At 60.1% G+C, this 19,630-nt stretch carries 18 protein-coding genes and 1 riboswitch; of the genes, 13 read left to right on the top strand and 5 right to left on the bottom strand.

The window, feature by feature from the left end:
- The first annotated feature begins 100 nt into the window (after positions 1-100).
- Positions 101-1,717 (top strand): bifunctional phosphoribosylaminoimidazolecarboxamide formyltransferase/IMP cyclohydrolase, encoded by a 1,617-nt coding sequence (gene purH, locus I3J13_RS07130; protein ID WP_196378390.1) that lies wholly within the window; start codon positions 101-103, stop codon positions 1,715-1,717.
- Between the two features lie 86 nt (positions 1,718-1,803).
- Here the strand turns inward: purH and I3J13_RS07125 are convergent, their stop codons facing one another.
- The gene (locus tag I3J13_RS07125; protein ID WP_020809849.1) at positions 1,804-3,336 is read right to left on the bottom strand and encodes a UxaA family hydrolase; all 1,533 of its coding nucleotides are present in this window, start codon (positions 3,334-3,336) and stop codon (positions 1,804-1,806) included.
- A 42-nt stretch (positions 3,337-3,378) separates the two neighbouring features.
- On the bottom strand, positions 3,379-4,071 hold the full coding sequence (locus I3J13_RS07120; protein WP_020809848.1) for a FadR/GntR family transcriptional regulator: 693 nt from the start codon (positions 4,069-4,071) through the stop codon (positions 3,379-3,381).
- 254 nt (positions 4,072-4,325) lie between these two features.
- Here I3J13_RS07120 and I3J13_RS07115 point away from each other — a divergent pair, with 254 nt between their 5' ends.
- The 9 genes from I3J13_RS07115 (at position 4,326) to I3J13_RS07075 (ending at position 13,644) form a co-directional block, all read left to right on the top strand.
- Positions 4,326-5,891, top strand: coding sequence for a sugar ABC transporter ATP-binding protein (locus I3J13_RS07115; RefSeq protein ID WP_196378389.1), 1,566 nt, complete (start codon positions 4,326-4,328; stop codon positions 5,889-5,891).
- 8 nt (positions 5,892-5,899) lie between these two features.
- Positions 5,900-6,922: an ABC transporter permease gene (locus I3J13_RS07110; protein ID WP_196378388.1), complete on the top strand. Its 1,023-nt coding sequence runs from the start codon at positions 5,900-5,902 to the stop codon at positions 6,920-6,922.
- Between the two features lie 76 nt (positions 6,923-6,998).
- Positions 6,999-7,940 (top strand): ABC transporter substrate-binding protein, encoded by a 942-nt coding sequence (locus I3J13_RS07105; RefSeq protein WP_196378387.1) that lies wholly within the window; start codon positions 6,999-7,001, stop codon positions 7,938-7,940.
- 65 nt (positions 7,941-8,005) lie between these two features.
- The gene (locus I3J13_RS07100; RefSeq protein WP_196378386.1) at positions 8,006-9,019 is read left to right on the top strand and encodes an aldo/keto reductase; all 1,014 of its coding nucleotides are present in this window, start codon (positions 8,006-8,008) and stop codon (positions 9,017-9,019) included.
- A 4-nt stretch (positions 9,020-9,023) separates the two neighbouring features.
- Entirely contained in the window at positions 9,024-9,845 is an 822-nt protein-coding gene (locus I3J13_RS07095; RefSeq protein ID WP_196378385.1) for an amidohydrolase family protein, read from the top strand.
- A gap of 3 nt (positions 9,846-9,848) precedes the next feature.
- Positions 9,849-10,859 (top strand): zinc-binding alcohol dehydrogenase family protein, encoded by a 1,011-nt coding sequence (locus I3J13_RS07090; protein WP_196378384.1) that lies wholly within the window; start codon positions 9,849-9,851, stop codon positions 10,857-10,859.
- A complete protein-coding gene (locus tag I3J13_RS07085; protein WP_196378383.1) occupies positions 10,856-11,989 on the top strand; it encodes a mannitol dehydrogenase family protein in 1,134 nt (377 codons plus the stop codon). The genes I3J13_RS07090 and I3J13_RS07085 overlap by 4 nt, the downstream gene beginning before the upstream one ends.
- A gap of 11 nt (positions 11,990-12,000) precedes the next feature.
- Positions 12,001-12,330 carry an L-rhamnose mutarotase gene (locus I3J13_RS07080; RefSeq protein ID WP_196378382.1) on the top strand — a complete coding sequence of 110 codons (330 nt, stop codon included), beginning with the start codon at positions 12,001-12,003 and terminating at the stop codon, positions 12,328-12,330.
- Between the two features lie 36 nt (positions 12,331-12,366).
- A complete protein-coding gene (locus I3J13_RS07075; RefSeq protein ID WP_196378381.1) occupies positions 12,367-13,644 on the top strand; it encodes an L-fuconate dehydratase in 1,278 nt (425 codons plus the stop codon).
- Here the strand turns inward: I3J13_RS07075 and cobD are convergent.
- Positions 13,626-14,672 carry a threonine-phosphate decarboxylase CobD gene (cobD, locus tag I3J13_RS07070; protein WP_196378380.1) on the bottom strand — a complete coding sequence of 349 codons (1,047 nt, stop codon included), beginning with the start codon at positions 14,670-14,672 and terminating at the stop codon, positions 13,626-13,628. The genes I3J13_RS07075 and cobD overlap by 19 nt on opposite strands.
- On the opposite strand from cobD, the gene cbiB reads away from it, so the two are divergent.
- Positions 14,671-15,636 carry an adenosylcobinamide-phosphate synthase CbiB gene (cbiB, locus tag I3J13_RS07065; protein WP_196378379.1) on the top strand — a complete coding sequence of 322 codons (966 nt, stop codon included), beginning with the start codon at positions 14,671-14,673 and terminating at the stop codon, positions 15,634-15,636. The two genes, cobD and cbiB, sit on opposite strands and share 2 nt — an antisense overlap.
- Here cbiB and I3J13_RS07060 read toward each other — a convergent pair.
- Together I3J13_RS07060 and cobO are read right to left on the bottom strand one after the other, a co-directional pair.
- On the bottom strand, positions 15,623-17,080 hold the full coding sequence (locus tag I3J13_RS07060; RefSeq protein ID WP_196378378.1) for a cobyric acid synthase: 1,458 nt from the start codon (positions 17,078-17,080) through the stop codon (positions 15,623-15,625). The genes cbiB and I3J13_RS07060 overlap by 14 nt on opposite strands.
- A 1-nt stretch (position 17,081) precedes the next feature.
- On the bottom strand, positions 17,082-17,699 hold the full coding sequence (cobO, locus tag I3J13_RS07055; RefSeq protein WP_196378377.1) for a cob(I)yrinic acid a,c-diamide adenosyltransferase: 618 nt from the start codon (positions 17,697-17,699) through the stop codon (positions 17,082-17,084).
- 134 nt (positions 17,700-17,833) lie between these two features.
- Positions 17,834-18,048: riboswitch (cobalamin riboswitch) on the top strand.
- 121 nt (positions 18,049-18,169) lie between these two features.
- On the opposite strand from cobO, the gene I3J13_RS07050 reads away from it, so the two are divergent.
- Both I3J13_RS07050 and cobW read left to right on the top strand, forming a co-directional pair.
- Positions 18,170-18,595 carry a DUF1636 family protein gene (locus I3J13_RS07050; protein WP_065656847.1) on the top strand — a complete coding sequence of 142 codons (426 nt, stop codon included), beginning with the start codon at positions 18,170-18,172 and terminating at the stop codon, positions 18,593-18,595.
- Positions 18,592-19,629, top strand: coding sequence for a cobalamin biosynthesis protein CobW (gene cobW, locus I3J13_RS07045; RefSeq protein WP_196378376.1), 1,038 nt, complete (start codon positions 18,592-18,594; stop codon positions 19,627-19,629). The genes I3J13_RS07050 and cobW overlap by 4 nt, the downstream gene beginning before the upstream one ends.
- The last annotated feature ends 1 nt before the right edge of the window (position 19,630 follow it).

The following is a 19,630-nucleotide window of genomic DNA, read 5'->3' as shown; positions in this document are numbered from 1 at the left end:
TCCCCGCTGTTTATTAATCCGGTAAGCTGTGTTAACGCGGCGGCAATTGCTGGATCAATCCCATTCCAGCCTGTCCTCCCCGTTAAACGGAGTATGCCTGATGGCCGTCGTGTCCAAGAAAATCCCCGCCCCCGATAAGGTCAAAATCCGCACGGCGCTTCTTTCCGTGTCCGACAAGACTGACATTATCGAGCTGGCGACGGTTCTGTCGAAGCTTGGCGTCAAGCTTCTGTCGACCGGTGGAACGGCGAAAGCCATTGCCCAAGCAGGCCTGCCTGTGACGGATGTCTCCGACGTAACGAATTTTCCCGAGATCATGGACGGCCGCGTCAAGACACTGCATCCCAACGTCCATGGCGGGCTTCTGGCCATCCGGGACGATGCGGAACATGTCGAAGCGATGAAGGCGCACGGTATCGAGGCGATCGATCTTTCGGTCATCAATCTCTATCCCTTCGAGGAAGTTCGCGCCAAGGGCGGCGATTATCCGACGACGGTGGAGAACATCGATATTGGCGGCCCGGCGATGATCCGCGCTTCCGCCAAGAACCACGCCTATGTCACGGTGGTTACCGATCCGTCTGACTATCCCGATCTGGTTGAGGCCCTGCAGGCCGATGACGGCCAGACTTCCTATGCGCTGCGCCAGCGTTTTGCCGCCAAGGCTTATGCTCGCACCGCCGCCTATGATGCGGTGATTTCCAACTGGTTCGCCGAGGCGCTTGCGATCGAAACGCCGGATTACCGCGCCATCGGTGGCGCGCTGAAGGAAAAGATGCGGTATGGCGAAAACCCGCACCAGAGCGCTGGTTTTTACCTCACCGGCGAAAAGCGTCCTGGCGTTGCAACCGCGACGCTGCTTCAGGGCAAGCAGCTTTCCTATAACAACATCAATGACACCGATGCAGCTTACGAGCTCGTGGCGGAATTCCTGCCGGAAAATGCGCCGGCAGTCGCCATCATCAAACATGCCAATCCCTGCGGCGTGGCGACGGGTCCGACACTTGCCGAAGCTTACCGGCGGGCGCTGGCATGCGATTCCGTTTCCGCTTTTGGTGGCGTGATTGCCCTGAACCGCACGCTTGATGCGGAAACTGCGGAAGAAATCGTCAAGCTCTTCACTGAAGTCATCATTGCGCCTGATGTCACCGAAGAAGCCAAGTCCATCATCGCCCGCAAGCCGAACCTGCGCCTTCTGGCCGCTGGCGGCCTGCCTGATCCGCGCGCCGCCGGTATTACCGCGAAGACCGTCTCGGGCGGCCTGCTGGTGCAGAGCCGCGACAATGGCATGGTCGAGGACCTGGACCTCAAGGTCGTCACCAAGCGTGCGCCGACGTTGCAGGAACTTGAAGACATGAAGTTTGCCTTCAAGATCGCCAAGCATGTGAAGTCCAATGCCGTCATTTACGCCAAGGACGGGCAGACCGCGGGTATCGGTGCCGGCCAGATGAGTCGTGTGGATTCGGCCCGTATCGCTGCCCAGAAGGCGGAAGATGCCGCCAAGGCTCTTGGCCTTGCCGAACCGTTGACGCGCGGCTCCGCCGTCGCTTCGGAAGCATTTTATCCCTTTGCCGACGGTTTGCTCGCCGCGATTGCTGCAGGTGCCACCGCTGTCATCCAGCCGGGCGGCTCGATGCGCGATCAGGAAGTGATCGATGCCGCGAATGAGCATAATGTGGCGATGGTCTTTACCGGCATGCGCCACTTCCGCCACTAAGCGCGGAAACAACCAGGAACAACGAAGGCCCGGAAATCACTTTCCGGGCCTTTTGTTTCACGTGGGACAGTCTTGGTGCGGCAGGTTCAGGTCACGGCCCCAACCTGCCACGGTACAAATTCATTGTCGCCGTAGTCGTAGATCTCGCTGACGGTCTTGTCGCCGGAAGCGACGGCTAGAATATGCTCGAAAATTCGTTTGCCGGATTCTTCGATGGTTTCAGCGCCGGTGACGATCTCGCCGCAATTGATATCCATGTCTTCCTTCATGTGTTCATACATTTCGGAATTGGTGGCGATCTTGATGCAGGGTGACGGCTTGAAGCCCGAAACCGAGCCGCGGCCGGTGGTGAAACAGATGACGTTGCAACCGCCGGCGACCTGGCCGGTGACGGCAACGGGGTCGTAACCGGGCGTATCCATGAAGACGAAACCCTGTTCCGTTACGGTTTCGGCGAACTCATAAACCGCCTTCAGCGGCATGGAGCCGCCCTTGGCGACCGCGCCCAGCGATTTTTCCAGAATGGTGGTCAGGCCGCCAAGCTTGTTGCCGTGGGAAGGGTTGTTATTGAGTTCGTCGCCATTACGGGCGGTATAATCACGCCACCAGTCGATGCGCTGTAGCAGCTTTTCGGCGACGGCAGGGGTGACGGCGCGCTTCGTCAGGAGGTGTTCAGCGCCGTAAATCTCCGGCGTCTCCGAGAGGACCGTGGTTCCACCGTTGCGGACGATGAGGTCGGAGGCATAACCCAGAGCCGGGTTGGCGGAAATGCCGGAATAACCATCCGAACCGCCGCATTCCAGCGCCACCTTCAGCTTGGAAAGCGGTTGCTCCGTGCGGCGGGCGGCATTGACCATCGGCAGCATGGCCTTGATCTCGGCAATCGCCGCATCGATCGTCTTGCGGGTGCCGCCATGCTGCTGGATCGTCATGGTGCGCAGCCGCTCACCCTCTTCCATCTTGTAATGTTCGAGAATGGGCGCGATCTGGTTGGTTTCACAACCGAGGCCGATCAGCAGAATACCGCCGAAATTCGGATGGCGGGCATAGCCCTGAATTGTGCGGATCAGCAGGCGGTAACCTTCCGATTTCGTATTCAGCGCACAGCCGCCGCCATGGGTCAGCGCAACGACGCCATCGACATTGTCGAAACCATCAAGGCCGCCCTGCTTGTTGAAATAATCCGCGATGTAACGCGAAACCGTGGCGGAACAGTTCACCGAAGCGATCACGCCGATATAGTTTCTCGTTCCGACACCACCAAGGCCGCGGTCATATCCCCTGAACGTCCGGCGTTCGGCTTCCGGCACCATGCCCTTTTCTTCGATATCGACGCTGAACTGATGCGCGTGTTCGGAAGGCACCATGGCGAGATTGTGCAGGTGCACGTGCCGGCCGGGCTCGATATCCTGGGTGGCAATACCGATGACCTGTCCGTATTTCAGCACCTCATCGCCCGATTTGATGAATTTGAGGGCCACCTTGTGCCCGCGCCCGATCAGCTCGAGCGCTGCCAGATCTCCCCTGCCCGTCGCGCCGCCGGCCGGAATGGACCGACGCGCCACCGCGACATTGTCGTTGGCGTTCAGCAAAATGGTTGCCTCGGAATTCTCACTCACGGGTTTTCCTCCTCCCGGTATATTGCCTGCTATGTTTCTAGATCAGTTTTCGACCCAGCGTCTCTTCGAACCTTCCAGATGGGTATGCATGGCGGCCTGCGCCAGCAACGGGTCTTTCAGTTCAAGCGCCGCCAGAATGGCCTCGTGTTCCTGAAGCGCATGGGTCCAGGTATCGCGGTCTTCGAATTTCACGCGAAGCTGGGCCGAAATGGGGCTGTGGCGCTCATCGAAGAGGTTCGCCACCATTCGCGCCAAAACGCTGTTACCGGATTGCTCGGCTATGGTGACGTGAAACAGCCGATCCTGATCCAGAGGCTTGCGGCCGGCCTCTATTTCCCGCTGCATGGTATTGAGTATCTGGCGGAGGGTCGCGATTGTCTCATCGGTCATCCGGCTTGCCGCCAGCACAATGGTCGCCCCCTCCAGCGCGGCGCGCGCCTGCATCAGTTCGGAGGGGCTGTCACCAAGCGATTTGGTATGGTGGGTCGTCTGCAACGCTTCTGCCGACACATAAACCCCGGAACCCATGCGAATTTCGACGGTGTTGTCGATTTCAAGCGCAATCAGCGCCTCGCGCAAGGAAGGCCTCGATACACCGAGCTTCTGTGCCAGTTCCCGCTCAGCGGGAAGCCGCGTGCCGGGCAGGAATTCACCCATATCGATGAGTTCGCGTATCTGATCCGCAATCTGCTGATAAAGCCTGCGCGGTTCCGCTATTTTGGCCTGACCACTCATGTGTTTTTTGACGAGTCCTGTCTGCAATTCATATTTGGCCTTACCGTAACGCCAAGCGTTTCAATACGCAAGGAATTACTTAAGTATATGAAATTACGTATTTATTATCAGTTGTCGTTTCATGTATTGCTTCTGTTTTGGATATGGCTTCGCAAATTTTAGCCTAATTGGCTTGACCATTCTGAAAAACCGGCCTAACCATTTGGCCTGTTCATGACCCCGGTGGAGCGGGGATACGGGTGGGAGGTTTCCAGATGTCGCAGGGCGCATCGACAATTCGGGGCGATTTTTCGCCTGAACAGATGGCGCATGGACAGCGTGCGGTGCTCCTGCGCCTCGATAACATCAGCAAGGAATTTCCCGGCGTAAAAGCACTGTCGAACGTGCATTTCGATCTGCGCGCCGGCGAGGTGCATGCCGTCTGCGGCGAAAATGGTGCGGGAAAATCGACGCTGATGAAGATCGTCAGCGGCGTCTATCAGCCGAGCGACGGCACCATCCTTCATAAAGGTGTGAAGGTGCAATATGCATCGCCGCTGGAATCCGAAGCTGCCGGCATCGCCATCATTCACCAGGAACTGAACCTTGTTCCGCATCTTTCCGTCGCTGAAAACATCTATCTTGCGCGCGAACCGCGTCGCGGTTTCCTCGTCGACCGCAAGAAGCTGCGTCTCGATGCCAAGCGCTGTCTCGACCGGTTGGGTGTCGATATCGACCCTGACCAGATCGTCCGCGGTCTTTCGGTCGCCCAATGTCAGATGGTGGAAATCGCCAAGGCGCTTTCTCTTGACGCTGAAGTGCTCATCATGGATGAGCCGACCTCCTCGCTGACCGAGCAGGAGACCCGGCTCCTGTTCAAGGTCATCCGCGATCTCAAGGCATCCGGTGTCGGGATCGTTTATATTTCCCACCGTCTCGATGAAATGGCCGAAATCGTCGACCGTGTGACGGTTCTGCGCGACGGACGTTACATTTCGACCGACGACTTCGCTTCGATCACCGTTGACGATATCGTCACGCGCATGGTCGGGCGTTCGCTGGAAGACAAATTCCCCGAGCGTACATCGCGCCCCACGGAAGATGTTATTTTTTCCGTCGAGGGCCTGACGCGCAGCGGCGTGTTCCACGACGTCGGTTTTTCGCTGCGACGTGGTGAAATCCTCGGTTTTGCCGGGCTGATGGGCGCCGGCCGCACCGAAGTCGCCAGGGCGATCTTCGGCGCCGATCCGCTCGATGCGGGCAGGATCATTTTCAACGGGCGCGAACTTTCGATCAGCTCGCCGCAGGACGCCATCGAAGAAGGCATCGCCTATCTCTCGGAAGACCGCAAAAGCGATGGCCTCGCCATCAAGATGTCGGTGGCGGCCAATACGACGCTTGCCAATCTCGGCGAGGTTTCCAACCGTTTCGGCCTGATCGATTTCAAGAAACATGACGATGTGGCAAAGCGCTACGTCGATCTCCTGAATATCCGTACTCCCTCGATCGGGCAGACGGTGCGGCTGCTTTCCGGCGGCAATCAGCAGAAAATCATCATCGGCAAATGGTTGTTCCGGCAATCTCGCGTGCTGTTCTTCGACGAGCCGACACGCGGCATCGATGTCGGCGCGAAATTCGCGATCTACAAGATCATGGACGAGCTCGCCGCGCAGGGTATCGGCGTCATTCTCATCAGCTCGGAACTGCCGGAAATTCTGGGGCTGACGGATCGTATCGCCGTTTTCCACCAGGGCCGGATTACGGGTGTGCTCGAAACCGCCAAGACCAATCAGGAAGAAATCATGCGGTATGCGTCCGGTTACGGCCGGACCGCGCAGTGAGGAACGACATGGCCAATATTGCAGAAACCAAGAAGAGCTTCGCAGTCAGCGACCGCCAGAAGGATATCATCCAGAAGTTTGCCGCACTTGGCAGCCTCTTTGCGCTTGTCGCGGTCTTTTCCGCCACCAGCAGCGCCTTCTTCACCGTAAATAACGGCATGACGATTGCGTTGCAGGTCACGTCCATCGCGTTGCTCGGCATCGGGGCTACCTGTGTCATCATCACCGGTGGCATCGATCTTTCCGTCGGTTCGGTGCTTGCGCTTGCCGGTGTCGTTGCCGCCCTTGCGGTGAAGGAACTCGGCATGCCGGTGCCGGTTGGCATGTTGTTCGGCATTCTGACGGGGTCGCTCTGCGGTCTCATCAACGGTCTTCTGGTCACCCGTTTCAAGCTGCCGCCCTTCATCGCCACCCTCGGCATGATGCTGATCGCCCGTGGCGTGGCGCTGCAGATCACCGGTGCGCGCGCCGTCTCCGGCCTCGGCGAATCTTTCGGCGAACTCGGCAATGGCGCTCTCTTCCGCATCGTCACTATCGGTGACGACGGCTTTCCGAATGTGGTGTTCCCCGGCATCCCCTACCCCGTCATCCTGATGGTGGTGATTGCGCTTGCGGTTTCCTTCATGCTCAACCGCTCGATCCTCGGCCGTCACATTTACGCTGTCGGTTCCAACGCCGAAGCCGCGCGCCTTTCCGGCGTCAATGTCGCCCGCGTCACCAATTTCACCTACATCCTGTCCGGCACGCTCGCCGGGTTGACGGGCTGCGTGCTGATGTCGCGCCTCGTCACTGCCCAGCCGAACGAGGGTGTGATGTATGAGCTTGACGCCATTGCCAGCGCCGTTATCGGCGGCACATCGCTGATCGGCGGCGTGGGCACGATTTCCGGCACGGCCATCGGCGCTTTCGTCATCGGCATCCTGCGCAACGGTCTCAACATGAACGGCGTGTCCGCCTTCACGCAACAGATCATCATCGGCCTCGTCATTCTGGTCACCGTCTGGATCGACCAGTTGCGCAACCGCCGCTGATCAAGGGCCTGCGGACCCTTTCCGCAAAAAAGATCGGCAAGGGGAGGCCCGGTATGCCGACATCACGGAGGAAGAAATGAAGAAAATTGCGACTGCCCTTCTGACATCCGCAATTGCGCTGTGGAGCGTTTCCACCGTGCAGGCCGGTGAAATCGCCGTCATCGTCAAGACCGTCAACTCCACCTTCTGGCAGAACGTCCAGAAGGGCGCTGATGCGGCGATGAAGAATTCTTCCGGCAATACCATGACCTTCCAGGGTCCGGCTGCCGAATCCGCCATTGCCGATCAGGTCAACATGGTTGAAAACGCCATCAACCGTAAGGTCTCGGGCATTGTTCTGGCACCTTCCGATCCGGACGCGCTGGTGCCTGCCGTCAAGAAGGCCTGGGAAGCCCGTATTCCGGTGGTTCTGATCGACTCGCAGCTCGCAAAGGGCTCGGAGCAATATTATCAGTCGTTCCTGGCGACCGATAACAAGAAAGCCGGCGAACTGGCAGCGCAGGCGTTGATCGACAAGGTGGGCAAGGAAGGCAAGATCGCCGTCATGTCCTATGTCGCCGGTGCAGGTTCTGAAATCGGCCGTGTCGGCGGTTTCACCGATTACATCCAGATGAACTCCAACCTGAAGATCGTCGGCCCGTTCTATTCGCAGTCGCAGATGGCGACCGCGCTGAACCAGACGACCGACGTTCTGGCCGCCAATTCCGACCTCAAGGGCATTTTCGGCGCCAATGAGCCGACTGCAATCGGCGTCGGCCGCGCGCTCGCCCAGAGCGGTAAGGCCGGCAAGGTCGTCGCCATCGGCTTCGACGGCAACCAGGACCTTCAGGGCTTCGTCAAGGATGGCACGCTGGCCGGTATCGTGGTTCAGGGTTCTTATCAGATGGGTGAAAAGGGCGTGGAGACCATTTCCAAGCTCATCGGCAAGGAAAAGGTCGAGAAGTTCGTCGACACCGGTGTCGTTGTTGTCACCAAGGACAATATCGAAAAGCCGGAAGCCAAGAACGTTCTTTATTGATTGCGTGATGACGCGCCGCTTTGCGGCGGCGCGTCTTTCCAAAGACAAGCTGGAAAGTCCCTGCGATGAAAGTCTCCGATACACGTAAATTGCCGCGCCGCGCCGTCGACGTCACCGTCATGGGCCTCGGTTGCGCTCAGATGGGCAATCTCTACCGCGTCACGCCCTATGAAGAGTCTAAGGGTGCGTTCGACAAGGCATGGGAAAGCGGCATGCGTTATTTCGATACCGCGCCGTTTTATGGCTATACGCGGTCGGAGCGTCGCCTCGGCACCATGGTGACGGAGCATGACCGGAACGAATACACGCTGAGCACTAAGGTCGGACGCGTGATGGTGCCGGACGAGACAGTCGGTCCGGAGGAGGATGCCTATATAGCGCCCCTGCCGTTCCGCCCGGTCTATGATTATTCCTATGACGGTATCCTGCGTTCCTTCGAGGCAAGCCAGCAACGGCTAGGCGTTCTGAAGCCGGATATTCTTTATGTGCATGATATCGGCTCCTTCACCCATGGCGAAAAGCACCGGCATTACTGGGAGCAGCTGACCACCGGCGGTGGCTTCCGGGCGCTTGGCAAGCTGCGCGAGGAAGGATCGACGGGGGCCGTCGGCCTTGGCGTCAATGAGTGGGAAATCGTCAGCGACGCCATGGATGTCTTTGATATCGACGTCGCCATGCTTGCCGGTCGTTATACGCTGCTGGAGCAGCAGAGCCTTGCTTTCATGAACCGTTGCGCTGAAAGCGGTGTCGCTATCGTTGTCGCGGGCGCGTTCAATTCCGGCATTCTGGCCGGTAACCGCAAATTCAATTATGCCGACGCGCCTGCCGATATTGTCACGCGTGTCGATGCGCTGCAGGGTGTTTGCGGGGAACTCGGCGTCTCGCTGCAGGCGGCCGCGCTGCAGTTTCCGCTTGCCCATCCGGCGTCGGTCACGGTCGTTTCGGGTGCGCGCAATGCGCAGCAGCTCGCCTCCAATATCGAGTGGTTCGAACAGTCGATCCCGGATGAATTCTGGTCCGAACTGCACAGGCGCGGCCTGATTGCCGAAGGTGCGCCTGTGCCGGGCGGAAAGGCCTGAGGCCATGCTTATCGACGCTCACCAGCATTTCTGGCTGATGAAGGATCGCGCCGGGCAGTGGCCGCCGCCGTCGCTTGCCGCCATCTATCGGGATTTTCTCCCCGCCGACCTGTCGCCTTTGCTGGCCGCTGCCGCCGTTTCCGGCACCGTGCTGGTGCAGACGATGGAGACGGCGGCCGACACGGATTTCATGCTGGCGCTGGCGGAAAAGACCGATTTCATCAAGGGTGTGGTCGGCTGGGTGGATATGAAATCCGCCGATGCGGCGAGTGAAATCGCCCGTCGGGCAAAACATCCGGCCTTCAAGGGTGTCCGCCCGATGTTGCAGGGCATGGAGGATGTCGCCTGGATCGATGATCCGGCACTCGATCCCGCCGTGGCGGCGCTGGTAAAACATGGTCTGGCGTTCGACGCACTGGTCCTGCCGCCCAATCTGCCGCATCTCCTCGCTTTTGCCCGCCGCCATCCGCAATTGCCGATCGTCATCGACCATGGCGCGAAGCCGTTGATTGCTACCGGTCACTACAGCGACTGGCGCAAGGATATGGCCGCTCTGGCGGCTCTTTCCAATGTCCATTGCAAGCTCTCCGGTCTGCTGACCGAGCGCGGTGAGCAGCGGCCGGAAGCGGTACGGCCTTATGCCGAGACCATTCTGGAACTCTTTGGCGGCAACCGCGTGATTTTTGGCAGTGACTGGCCGGTGTTGCGGCTGGCGGGCGATTATCAGGCATGGCTGGATTTCTGCCGAGATATCGTGCCGGCAGAGGACCATGCGGCAGTTTTCGGCGGTAACGCCGTTCGTTTTTATTCCCTTTCCCACAGGTGATGCATGCTGGCGATTTTCTGCGAAACCCCAGGTCAACTCGTCTCCAAGGAACTGCCAAAGCCAGCGCGTGGCGAAGGTGAAGTGCTGGTGCGTATTCGCCGCATCGGGGTTTGCGGCACGGACCTGCACATCTTCACCGGCAACCAGCCTTATCTTTCCTATCCGCGTATCATGGGCCATGAGCTTTCCGGCACGGTGGAAGAGGCGCCGCAAGGCAGCCATCTGTCCGCCGGCGATGTGGTCACCGTCATTCCCTATATCTCGTGCGGCAAATGCAGCGCCTGCCTGAAGGGCAAAAGCAATTGCTGCCGCAATATCGGTGTGCTGGGCGTTCATCGCGATGGCGGCATGGTCGAATATCTGAGCGTGCCGCAGCAATTCGTGCTGAAGGCGGAGGGGTTGAGCCTCGATCAGGCGGCGATGACCGAATTTCTGGCTATCGGTGCGCATGCGGTGCGCCGTGGCGCAGTCGAGAAGGGGCAGAAGGTTCTGATCGTCGGCGCCGGCCCGATTGGCATGGCGGTTGCGGTTTTCGCGGTTCTCGATGGCGGTGAAGTGACCATGATTGATGGGCGCACCGACCGGCTGAATTTCTGCAGGGAGCATCTCGGGGTCGCACACACGGTGACACTCGGCGAGGGCGACGGGGATCGCCTCTCCGACATTACCGGCGGCGATTTCTTCGATGCGGTCTTCGATGCGACCGGCAATCCGAAAGCCATGGAGCGCGGCTTTTCCTTTGTCGGCCATGGCGGTTCCTATGTGCTGGTCTCCATCGTCGCCAGCGATATCAGCTTCAACGACCCGGAGTTCCACAAGCGGGAGACGACGCTGCTCGGCAGCCGCAATGCCACGCCCCAGGATTTCGAGCGCGTCCTGCAGGCGCTGCGGGAAGGCAAGGTACCGGAAGCATTGATCACCCATCGCATGACGCTTGCCGATGTGCCCTCCAGATTCGCCGGCCTGACCGATCCGAAGGCCGGCGTTATCAAGGGCATGGTGGAGGTCGCATGACGCCCGATACGCCCATCCTGCAATTCGGCACCAGCCGCTTTCTTCTGGCGCATGCGGATCTCTTTGTTTCGCAGGCGCTGGACAAGGGCGAGGCTCTCGGGCGCATCGCGATTGTCCAGACGACCGGCAATGCGGAGAGCCTGAAGCGTGTTGCGGCACTGAACGGCGGGGGACCCTACCCCGTGCGTATTCGCGGCATCCGTGATGGGCAGGAAGTGGATGAGGAAATTCAGGGCGGGGCTGTCGCGCGGGCATTGACGGCTGCGACCGACTGGGCCGAAGTGCGCCGCCTTGCCTGCGAGGCCGACGTCATTCTGTCCAATACGGGCGACCGCGGTTATGAGCTGGATTCGGCGGATAATGCTGGGCTTGCTGGCGATTTCACGGTCGTACCGAAAAGCTTTCCGGCAAAACTCTGCATGCTGCTGCTGGAGCGTTTTCAGCGCAATCCGGAAGCACCTGTCTCCATCTTCCCCTGCGAGCTCGTGCCGCGCAATGGCGAAAAGCTGAAACAGGTCATTCGCCGGCTTGCCGATGAATGGCAATTGCCGGCGGGTTTTGCCTTTTATCTGAATGAGAAGTGCCGTTTCGCCAATAGTCTGGTGGATCGCATCGTCTCCGAGCCTATCGACCCGGTGGGTGCGGTGGCGGAGCCCTATGCACTCTGGGCTATAGAGAAGCAGGACGGGCTTGTCCTTCCCTGCACGCACCCTGCCGTGGTGCTGACGGACGATCTCGATCACTATGAAAAGCTGAAGCTTTTCCTGCTCAATCTCGGCCATTCCTATCTGGCGGAACGCTGGTTGCAGGATGCGCGCGCGAAGGACGAGACGGTGCGTCAGGCAATGGCCGACGATGCTCTCGTTGCGGATATTGAGACGCTCTGGTGGGACGAGGTTCTGCCGGTCTTTGCCGCTGAAGGCATGGGGGACGATGCGCAGGCCTATATTGGCGTGCTGCGGGAACGTTTGCGCAATCCCTTTCTCGCGCATCGGCTCTCCGATATCGCCGGCAACCACGATGAAAAGAAGCGCCGCCGCTTTGTCCCGGTCATTGCCGCGGCAGAACGGCTGGGTTTGGACCTGCCGCAGACAAAGCTGCGCGCTGCGCTCGCCACCATCAAGCAATAACGGAGTTTTTCATGCAGCGCATGGGCATGGTCATAGGCGTCAAACCGGAGATGATCGCGGAGTACAAAAGGCTGCATGCGGCCGTGTGGCCTGAAATTCTGGCGCTTATCAGCGACTGCAATATCCGCAACTACACGATCTTCCTGCGCGAGCCGGAAAATCTGCTCTTCGGCTATTGGGAATATCACGGCAGCGATATCAGCGCCGACATGGCGAAGATGGCCGCAAGCCCCAAGAACCGGGAATGGTGGTCCTTCACCATTCCCTGCCAGCAACCGCTCGAAAGCCGGAAGGAAGGCGAGTGGTGGGCAATGATGGAAGAAACCTTCCACCACGATTGAACGATTTCCTTTGACACTGACCGCGAGTGAACGGCCATGACCAAAATTACTGATCTGCGTGTTTTCGACCTGCGTTTTCCGACGTCCCAGAGCCTCGACGGTTCGGATGCGATGAACCCCGACCCGGATTATTCGGCGGCTTACGTCATTCTCGATACCGATGAGGCGGGTCTCAAAGGCCACGGGCTGACCTTCACCATCGGCCGCGGTAACGATATCTGCTGCATGGCCATCGAAGCGATGCGTCATTTGGTCGTCGGCACCGATCTTGCCACCGTCACCGAGAACCCCGGCAAATATTGGCGGCATCTGACCAGCGACAGCCAGCTGCGCTGGATCGGTCCGGACAAGGGCGCGATGCATCTCGCCACCGGCGCCGTCGTCAATGCCGTATGGGATTTGCTGGCCAAGAAGGCGGGCAAGCCGGTCTGGCAGCTCGTTGCCGATATGAGCCCGGAAGAAATCGCCGATATCGTCGACTATCGTTATTTGACCGACGTGCTGACCCGTGACGAGGCGCTTGCGATCCTCAAAAGAGCCGAAAGCGGCAAGAAGGAACGTATCGAGACGCTGAAGAGCGAAGGTTATGCCTGCTACACGACCTCGGCCGGCTGGCTCGGTTATGACGACGCCAAGCTGCGTCGCCTTTGCCAGGAAGCCATCGATGCCGGATTCAACCATGTGAAGATGAAGGTCGGCCGCGATCTGGAAGACGACATCCGCCGTCTCACCATTGCCCGTGAGGTGATCGGTCCCGACCGTTACCTCATGATCGACGCCAACCAGGTATGGGAAGTGGATCAGGCGATTGACTGGGTGAAGAAGCTCGCCTTCGCCAAGCCATTCTTCATCGAGGAGCCGACGAGCCCGGACGATATTGCCGGTCATCGCAAGATTCGTGCGGCCATCGGGTCGGTTAAGGTGGCGACCGGTGAAATGTGCCAGAACCGCATCATGTTCAAGCAGTTCATCGCCGAGGGCGCCATCGATGTGGTGCAGATCGACAGCTGCCGCATGGGTGGTTTGAACGAGGTGCTGGCGGTGCTGCTGATCGCCGCCAAATACAATCTGCCGGTCTGGCCGCATGCCGGCGGCGTCGGCCTTTGCGAATATGTACAGCATCTGTCGATGATCGACTATCTGGTCGTCTCAGGCACGAAGGAAGGCCGCGTGATCGAATATGTCGACCACCTGCACGAGCATTTCATCGAGCCCTGCGATATCAGAAATGCCGCTTACATGCCGCCGAAACTGCCGGGCTTCTCCATCGAAATGAAGCCGGAGTCGATTGAGACCTACACTTTCGAGGAATAGTCAAAGGATGACAGCGCCTCCTTGAGGCGCTGCCACTCCGTTTCGCTACCGGGAAGGCCGAAACGCATATCGTTCGGCCTTTCATCAAAAATGCGGACCAGAATGCCGTGTCGGCCAAGATGGCTGAACAGGTCTGCGGTGCGGGGATCCCGCACCAGAGTAAACAGCGAGGTGCCGCCGGCAATTGCCAGCCCCGCTTTCTCCAGCATGGCATTCATGCGCCGGGCATCTTCGGCAAGGTGCAGACGCATGGATGATTGCCATTCCCCATCCGCCAGAGCCTGCATCGCGATATGCAGCGCCGGGCCGGAAACCGCCCAGGGGCCGAGCCTTGCCTCCAGGTCGGCAGCAATATCGAGCTGCGCAATCGCGAAACCCAGCCGAACGCCCGCCATGCCGTAAAATTTGCCGAAGGAGCGCAGGACCACCAGCGCATCCTGACCGGCGGCATCTGCGAGGCTTTCGGCACCTCCTGTTTCGATGAAGGCTTCGTCCACGACGAGCAGCCCCCCCTTGCGGCGCATGGCGTCGGCCAGCGACAACAATGCGGCGCGATCCGTGATGCGGCCATCGGGATTATTGGGATTGACCACGACCGCATAATCGTGAGCCGACAGGTCGCTGATGTTTTCCACTCCGGTCACAGCCAGTCCGGCCATGCGCGCGGTTCGGGCATGTTCCGCATAGGCGGGTGAAAGTACGGCGCCGCTCTTGGCCCCGCGGGCGATAGCGATCTGCGCCAGCAATGGCATCAGCATCTGGGTGCCGGGGGAAAGCGCGACATGCCGTGCGGAAGGCGCATCGAAATGCGCTGCGGCCAGATGTCTCAATTCTTCGGCGGCGTCTGGTTCCGGCAGGCGCGCGAATGCGCTGGCGGGGATCGGCGAATGCGGGTAGGAGTGCGGATTGATCCCGGTCGAAAGGTCGATCCATGGTTCCGGCGCTTCAGGAAACATCAGACGCGCCCTGCCGAGATTGCCGCCATGACGGATCGCAGCTTTCGCCTTTTCTGGTACTGTCTCGCCCATGTTTTTTGCTCTCGCTTTCCTGTCGCTCGTGATCGAACGCCTGACCGGCTATCCGGACTGGCTGTTCAAACGCATCGGCCATCCCGTCACCTGGATCGGTTCGCTTATCGCGCTGCTGGACAAAAAATGGAACCGGGAGAGCGCGTCATTTTCACAGCGCAGGGGGGCAGGCGTGGCGGCTCTCCTCGTTTTCGTTGGGCTGACGCTGCTTGTTGCATGGTTAGCGCAATCCGTTCTCCTCTTCATGCCCTTCGGCCTTTTGTTGGTCGCCGTACTTGGCGCTTCGCTTCCGGCGCAGAAAAGTCTCGAGCAGCATGTGGAGGCTGTCGCCACTGCGCTGGAGCGCAAGGGTGTAGAAGGCGGCCGCAAAGCGGTATCGATGATCGTCGGGCGCGATCCGCAAAAGCTGGACGAGGCGGCGATCTGCCGGGCGGCGATCGAAAGTCTGGCCGAGAATTTTTCCGACGGCATTGTCGCACCTGCCTTCTGGCTCGGTCTCCTGGGCCTGCCGGGCGGCGCGGCTTACAAGGCGATCAATACGGCCGACAGCATGATCGGCCATCGCTCACCCCGCCATGAGGCCTTCGGCTGGGCCTCCGCCCGGCTGGACGATCTGGTCAATCTACCGGCCTCGCGGCTGAGCGGCGTTCTTTTCGTGGTCGCGGCGTTTTTTGTTAAGGGCGCATCACCCGGCGGGGCTATTGCCGCGATACGTCGCGATGCCCATCATCACCGCTCCCCCAATGCCGGCTGGCCGGAGGCGGCGCTGGCCGGCGCTCTCGGCTTTGCGCTCGCAGGGCCGCGCTCCTATGGCGGGCAGATGATCGAGGCGCGTTTCATGGGCGAAGGCGGCAGGGCGGCGCTGGTCGCCGGCGATATTCGCAGGGCGCTGCGGCTTGCGCGGGTTGCCGACCTGTTGTTGATCGGCCTGTTCGGACTTCTGGCGATCCTTATCGCGCTATAGCAAGCAGACGGTCGAGATCGAGGTGCTGTTCCATATGCGCCGCGAGGCGATCAAGAACGGCGTCCACCTGCGCATCGTAGTTCAGTTCCGTGTTCTGTCCGCCAAGCCGCTCAAGCCACGCGCCGCGTTGGCGGTCGTCCGAAAACAGGCCGTGAATATAGGTGCCGAAGATGTGGCCGTCAGGCGACACAGCGCCGTCTTCATGCCCATCGATTTTCGAAAACGGTAAGCTGTCGGTTCCGCTCGTGGTTTCACCGACATGCATTTCATAGCCGGATAAATAAATTCCGTCGAAACTTTTCCCTATAACGGAAACAAGCCTTTTGTCGCCGGTCAGAACAGTGTCGACATCCAGCAGGCCGAGCCCGTCGACTGTTGCCGGCGGTCCTTCAATGCCTTCGGGATCGGCAACGGTTTTCCCAAGCATCTGGTATCCGCCGCAGAGGCCCAGAACATGGCCGCCGCGTCTCACATGCGCCTTGATATCGATGTCGAGCCCCGTATTTTTCAAAACGGCAAGATCGGCGATGGTGGCTTTCGAGCCGCAAAGCAGTACCAGCCGGCAATCGGTGGGAATGGTTTCACCCGGCCGCACGCGGATCAGTTCGACATCCGGTTCCATATCCAGCGGATCGAGATCGTCGAAATTGGAAATATGCGGCAGGATCGGCACGGCAATGCGGATCTTCGCGTCAGGTTTCCGTTCAGCCGGGCCGGAAAGCCCGAGAGCATCTTCAGCCGGCAGCTTCGCGGCGTCGGCAAAATGCGGCAGGAGCCCGATGGAGGCCCAGCCGGTCTTTTCCGCAATTATCCGCATGCCGTCCGAAAACAGGGCCGGATCGCCGCGAAACCGATTGACGATGAAACCTTCGATCATCGCCGCGTCTTCAACTTCGAGCACGGCTTTCGTGCCGACGAGGCTGGCGATGACGCCGCCCCGGTCGATATCGCCGATCAGGATCACAGGCGCGTCCGCAGCTCTGGCAAAACCCATATTGGCGATATCATTGGCACGCAGGTTGATTTCGGAGGCGCTGCCTGCGCCTTCCACCAGCACCAGATCCGCCTGTTGTTTCAGGCGGTCGAAGCTTTCGAGCACGCGCGGCATCAGCCCGGCCTTCATGTGCTGATAATCGGCCGCTTTGGCATTGCCGGCGATCTTGCCCTGCACCACCACCTGTGCGCCGGTCTCGCTCTGCGGCTTCAGAAGCACCGGGTTCATGTGCACGGAAAGCGGCACGCCCGCCGCCCGTGCCTGCAGCGCCTGCGCACGACCAATCTCGCCGCCATCGGCGGTGACCGCCGCATTGTTCGACATGTTCTGCGGTTTGAACGGCATGACGGACAGGCCGCGCCTGACGAAGGCGCGGGCAAGGCCGGCCACCATCAGCGATTTGCCGACATCCGAGCCGGTTCCCTGAAACATCAGCACGCGCGCAGCCATATCAGAATTCTATCCCCGCCTGCGCCTTCACGCCCGCCTTGAAGTGATGTTTCACGAGGGTCATTTCCGTCACCATATCGGCCGCGTCGATGAGCGGTTGCTTGGCGTTGCGGCCGGTAACGATGACATGCAGATCGGGCCTTCGGCTGGAAAGCGTTTCGACCACCTCTTCCAGCGGCAGGTAATCGTAACGGAGCGCGATGTTCAGCTCATCGAGGATCAGCAGGCCGATGGTCTCATCCGCCATCAGGACCTTGGCTTCTTCCCAGGCCTTTGCCGCCGCTGCGACGTCGCGTTTCAAATCCTGTGTGTCCCAGGTGAACCCTTCGCCCATGGTGCGCCACACGACCTTGTCGCCGAACAAAGTCAGCGCCTGCTGTTCTCCCGTCGACCATGCGCCCTTGATGAATTGAACGACGCCCACCCGCCGCCCGGTGCCGAGCATGCGCAGGGCAAGACCGAAAGCGGCGGTGGATTTGCCCTTGCCGGGGCCGGTATTGATCATCAGCAGACCTTTTTCGATGGTCTTTTCCGCAACCTCGGCGTCCTGCACCGTCTTGCGGTTGACCATTTTCTGCCGGTGACGTTCGGCTTCGCTGTCGCTGATGTCGCGTGTCATCGCGTTTTCCTTTTCATCCAGCGGCGCGGGACCCGGTGCCCCCGCCATTCGGAGCGGCGACTATACCCAATTTGCCGCACCCGGCAATGTGCGGGCCACAGGGCCGCGGCATTGACCCTCACGCCCGTTCAGCCTAAGGGTAACGGACTGACGGTCTTTTCCCGGCAACGGGAAAAGCTAAGAGGGAACACGGTTCCAACCCGATTACCGGGTCATTCCGTGGCTGCCCCCGCAACTGTAAGCGGTAAGCCCGCACCGTAAAGCCACTGGACACCTCAACGGGTTCGGGAAGGCGGTGTCAGGGTGTAAAGCCGCGAGCCAGGAGACCTGCCGTTTCAGGAAAAACGTCTGCCGGGCGGGGTGCTCCGGTCAGTCGGTTAGATCGAACATCCGGTTTGCGCCTGCCCGCATGCCGTATTCGACATCCGCACCCCCGAGATTTTTTTGCAAGGCGCGGGAAACGATACGGTTTGGATATTTCAGCGACATCTTCATGTGCAGGCGGAAACACGCAGGACGAAACGGCGTCCGGCGTGACCGTCTTCGTTTGCAGAAGCTGTCGCGATGAAGCCGACCCCAATGCCGAACCGCGCCCCGGCTCGCGTCTCGCCGATGCCGTCATCGCAAAGGCGGAGGAAACGGGTGTCACCGTCCGTTCCGTCAACTGCCTCGCCAATTGCAAGCGCGGGCTTAGCGCCGTGCTGCGCAGCGCCAATGGCTGGTCCTATGTCTTCGGCGGGCTGACGACCGGTGATGCGGAAGATTTGCTGACCGGTGCGCGGCTGCTGGCTGCCGCCCCCGACGGCCTGATGCCCTGGCGCGGCCGCCCCGAACCCTTAAAGCGCGGCATGGTGGCGCGCATTCCCCCATTCGATTTTACCGAGGAGAGATCATGAGCACCCTTCTGGACCGCGTTCCCTGCACCATCGTCACCGGCTTTCTGGGGGCTGGCAAAACCACGCTGCTGCGCGGCCTTCTCGAAAAGCTGGACGGCAAGCGGCTGGCGATCATCGTCAACGAATTCGGCGATATCGGCATCGATGGCGAGATTCTCAAAGGTTGCGGTATTGAAAGCTGCCCGGAAGAAAACATCGTCGAACTGGCCAATGGCTGCATCTGCTGCACGGTGGCGGATGATTTCCAGCCCGCCATCGAACAGATTCTGAGCCGCCAGCCGAAGGTGGAGCATATCCTCATCGAAACCTCGGGCCTCGCCCTGCCGAAGCCGCTGGTGCAGGCCTTCCAGTGGCCGGCGATCAAGAGCCGCGTGACGGTGGATGCCGTCGTGGCCGTGGTGGATGGCGCTGCCCTTGCCGAAGGGCAGGTGGCGCACGACATGGAAGCACTCGCGGCCCAACGGGCCAATGACGAGGCGCTCGATCACGATGACCCGGTCGAAGAGGTTTTCGAGGATCAGGTCGCCTGCGCCGATCTTATCGTGCTGACCAAGGCCGATCTTCTTGACGATGCCGGCCTGGACAGGGCCAAGACGCATGTTCTCGAACATCTGCCGAAGGCGGCAAAGATCGTCGTGGCCTCCAATGGCGCCATCGACCCCGCCGTGCTGATCGGTCTTGGCCTTGCGGTGGAAGAGGATATCGAAAACCGCCGTACCCACCATGATGGCGAACTCGACCACGAGCATGACGATTTCGACAGTTTCGTCATCGATCTGCCGGCCGTGACCGATCCGGAAGCGCTGGCAGCCCGTATCGCCGAGACGGCGGCTGCGGAAAATGTCCTGCGCATCAAGGGCTTCATCGAGGTTTCCGCAAAGCCGATGCGCCTGCAGGTGCAGGCTGTGGGCAGCCGCGTCAACCATTATTACGACCGGCCCTGGGCTGCAGGTGAGGAACGCCGCAGCCGCCTCGTCGTCATCGGCGAAAAGGGTATCAACCGCGAAAAGATCGAACAGATGCTGGCCGCCTGAC

Source organism: Agrobacterium leguminum (assembly GCF_015704895.1).
GTDB classification, from domain to species: Bacteria; Pseudomonadota; Alphaproteobacteria; order Rhizobiales; family Rhizobiaceae; genus Agrobacterium; species Agrobacterium leguminum.
The sequence above is the reverse complement of the archived record's forward strand: the minus strand, read 5'-3'. Positions and strand labels throughout refer to the sequence as shown.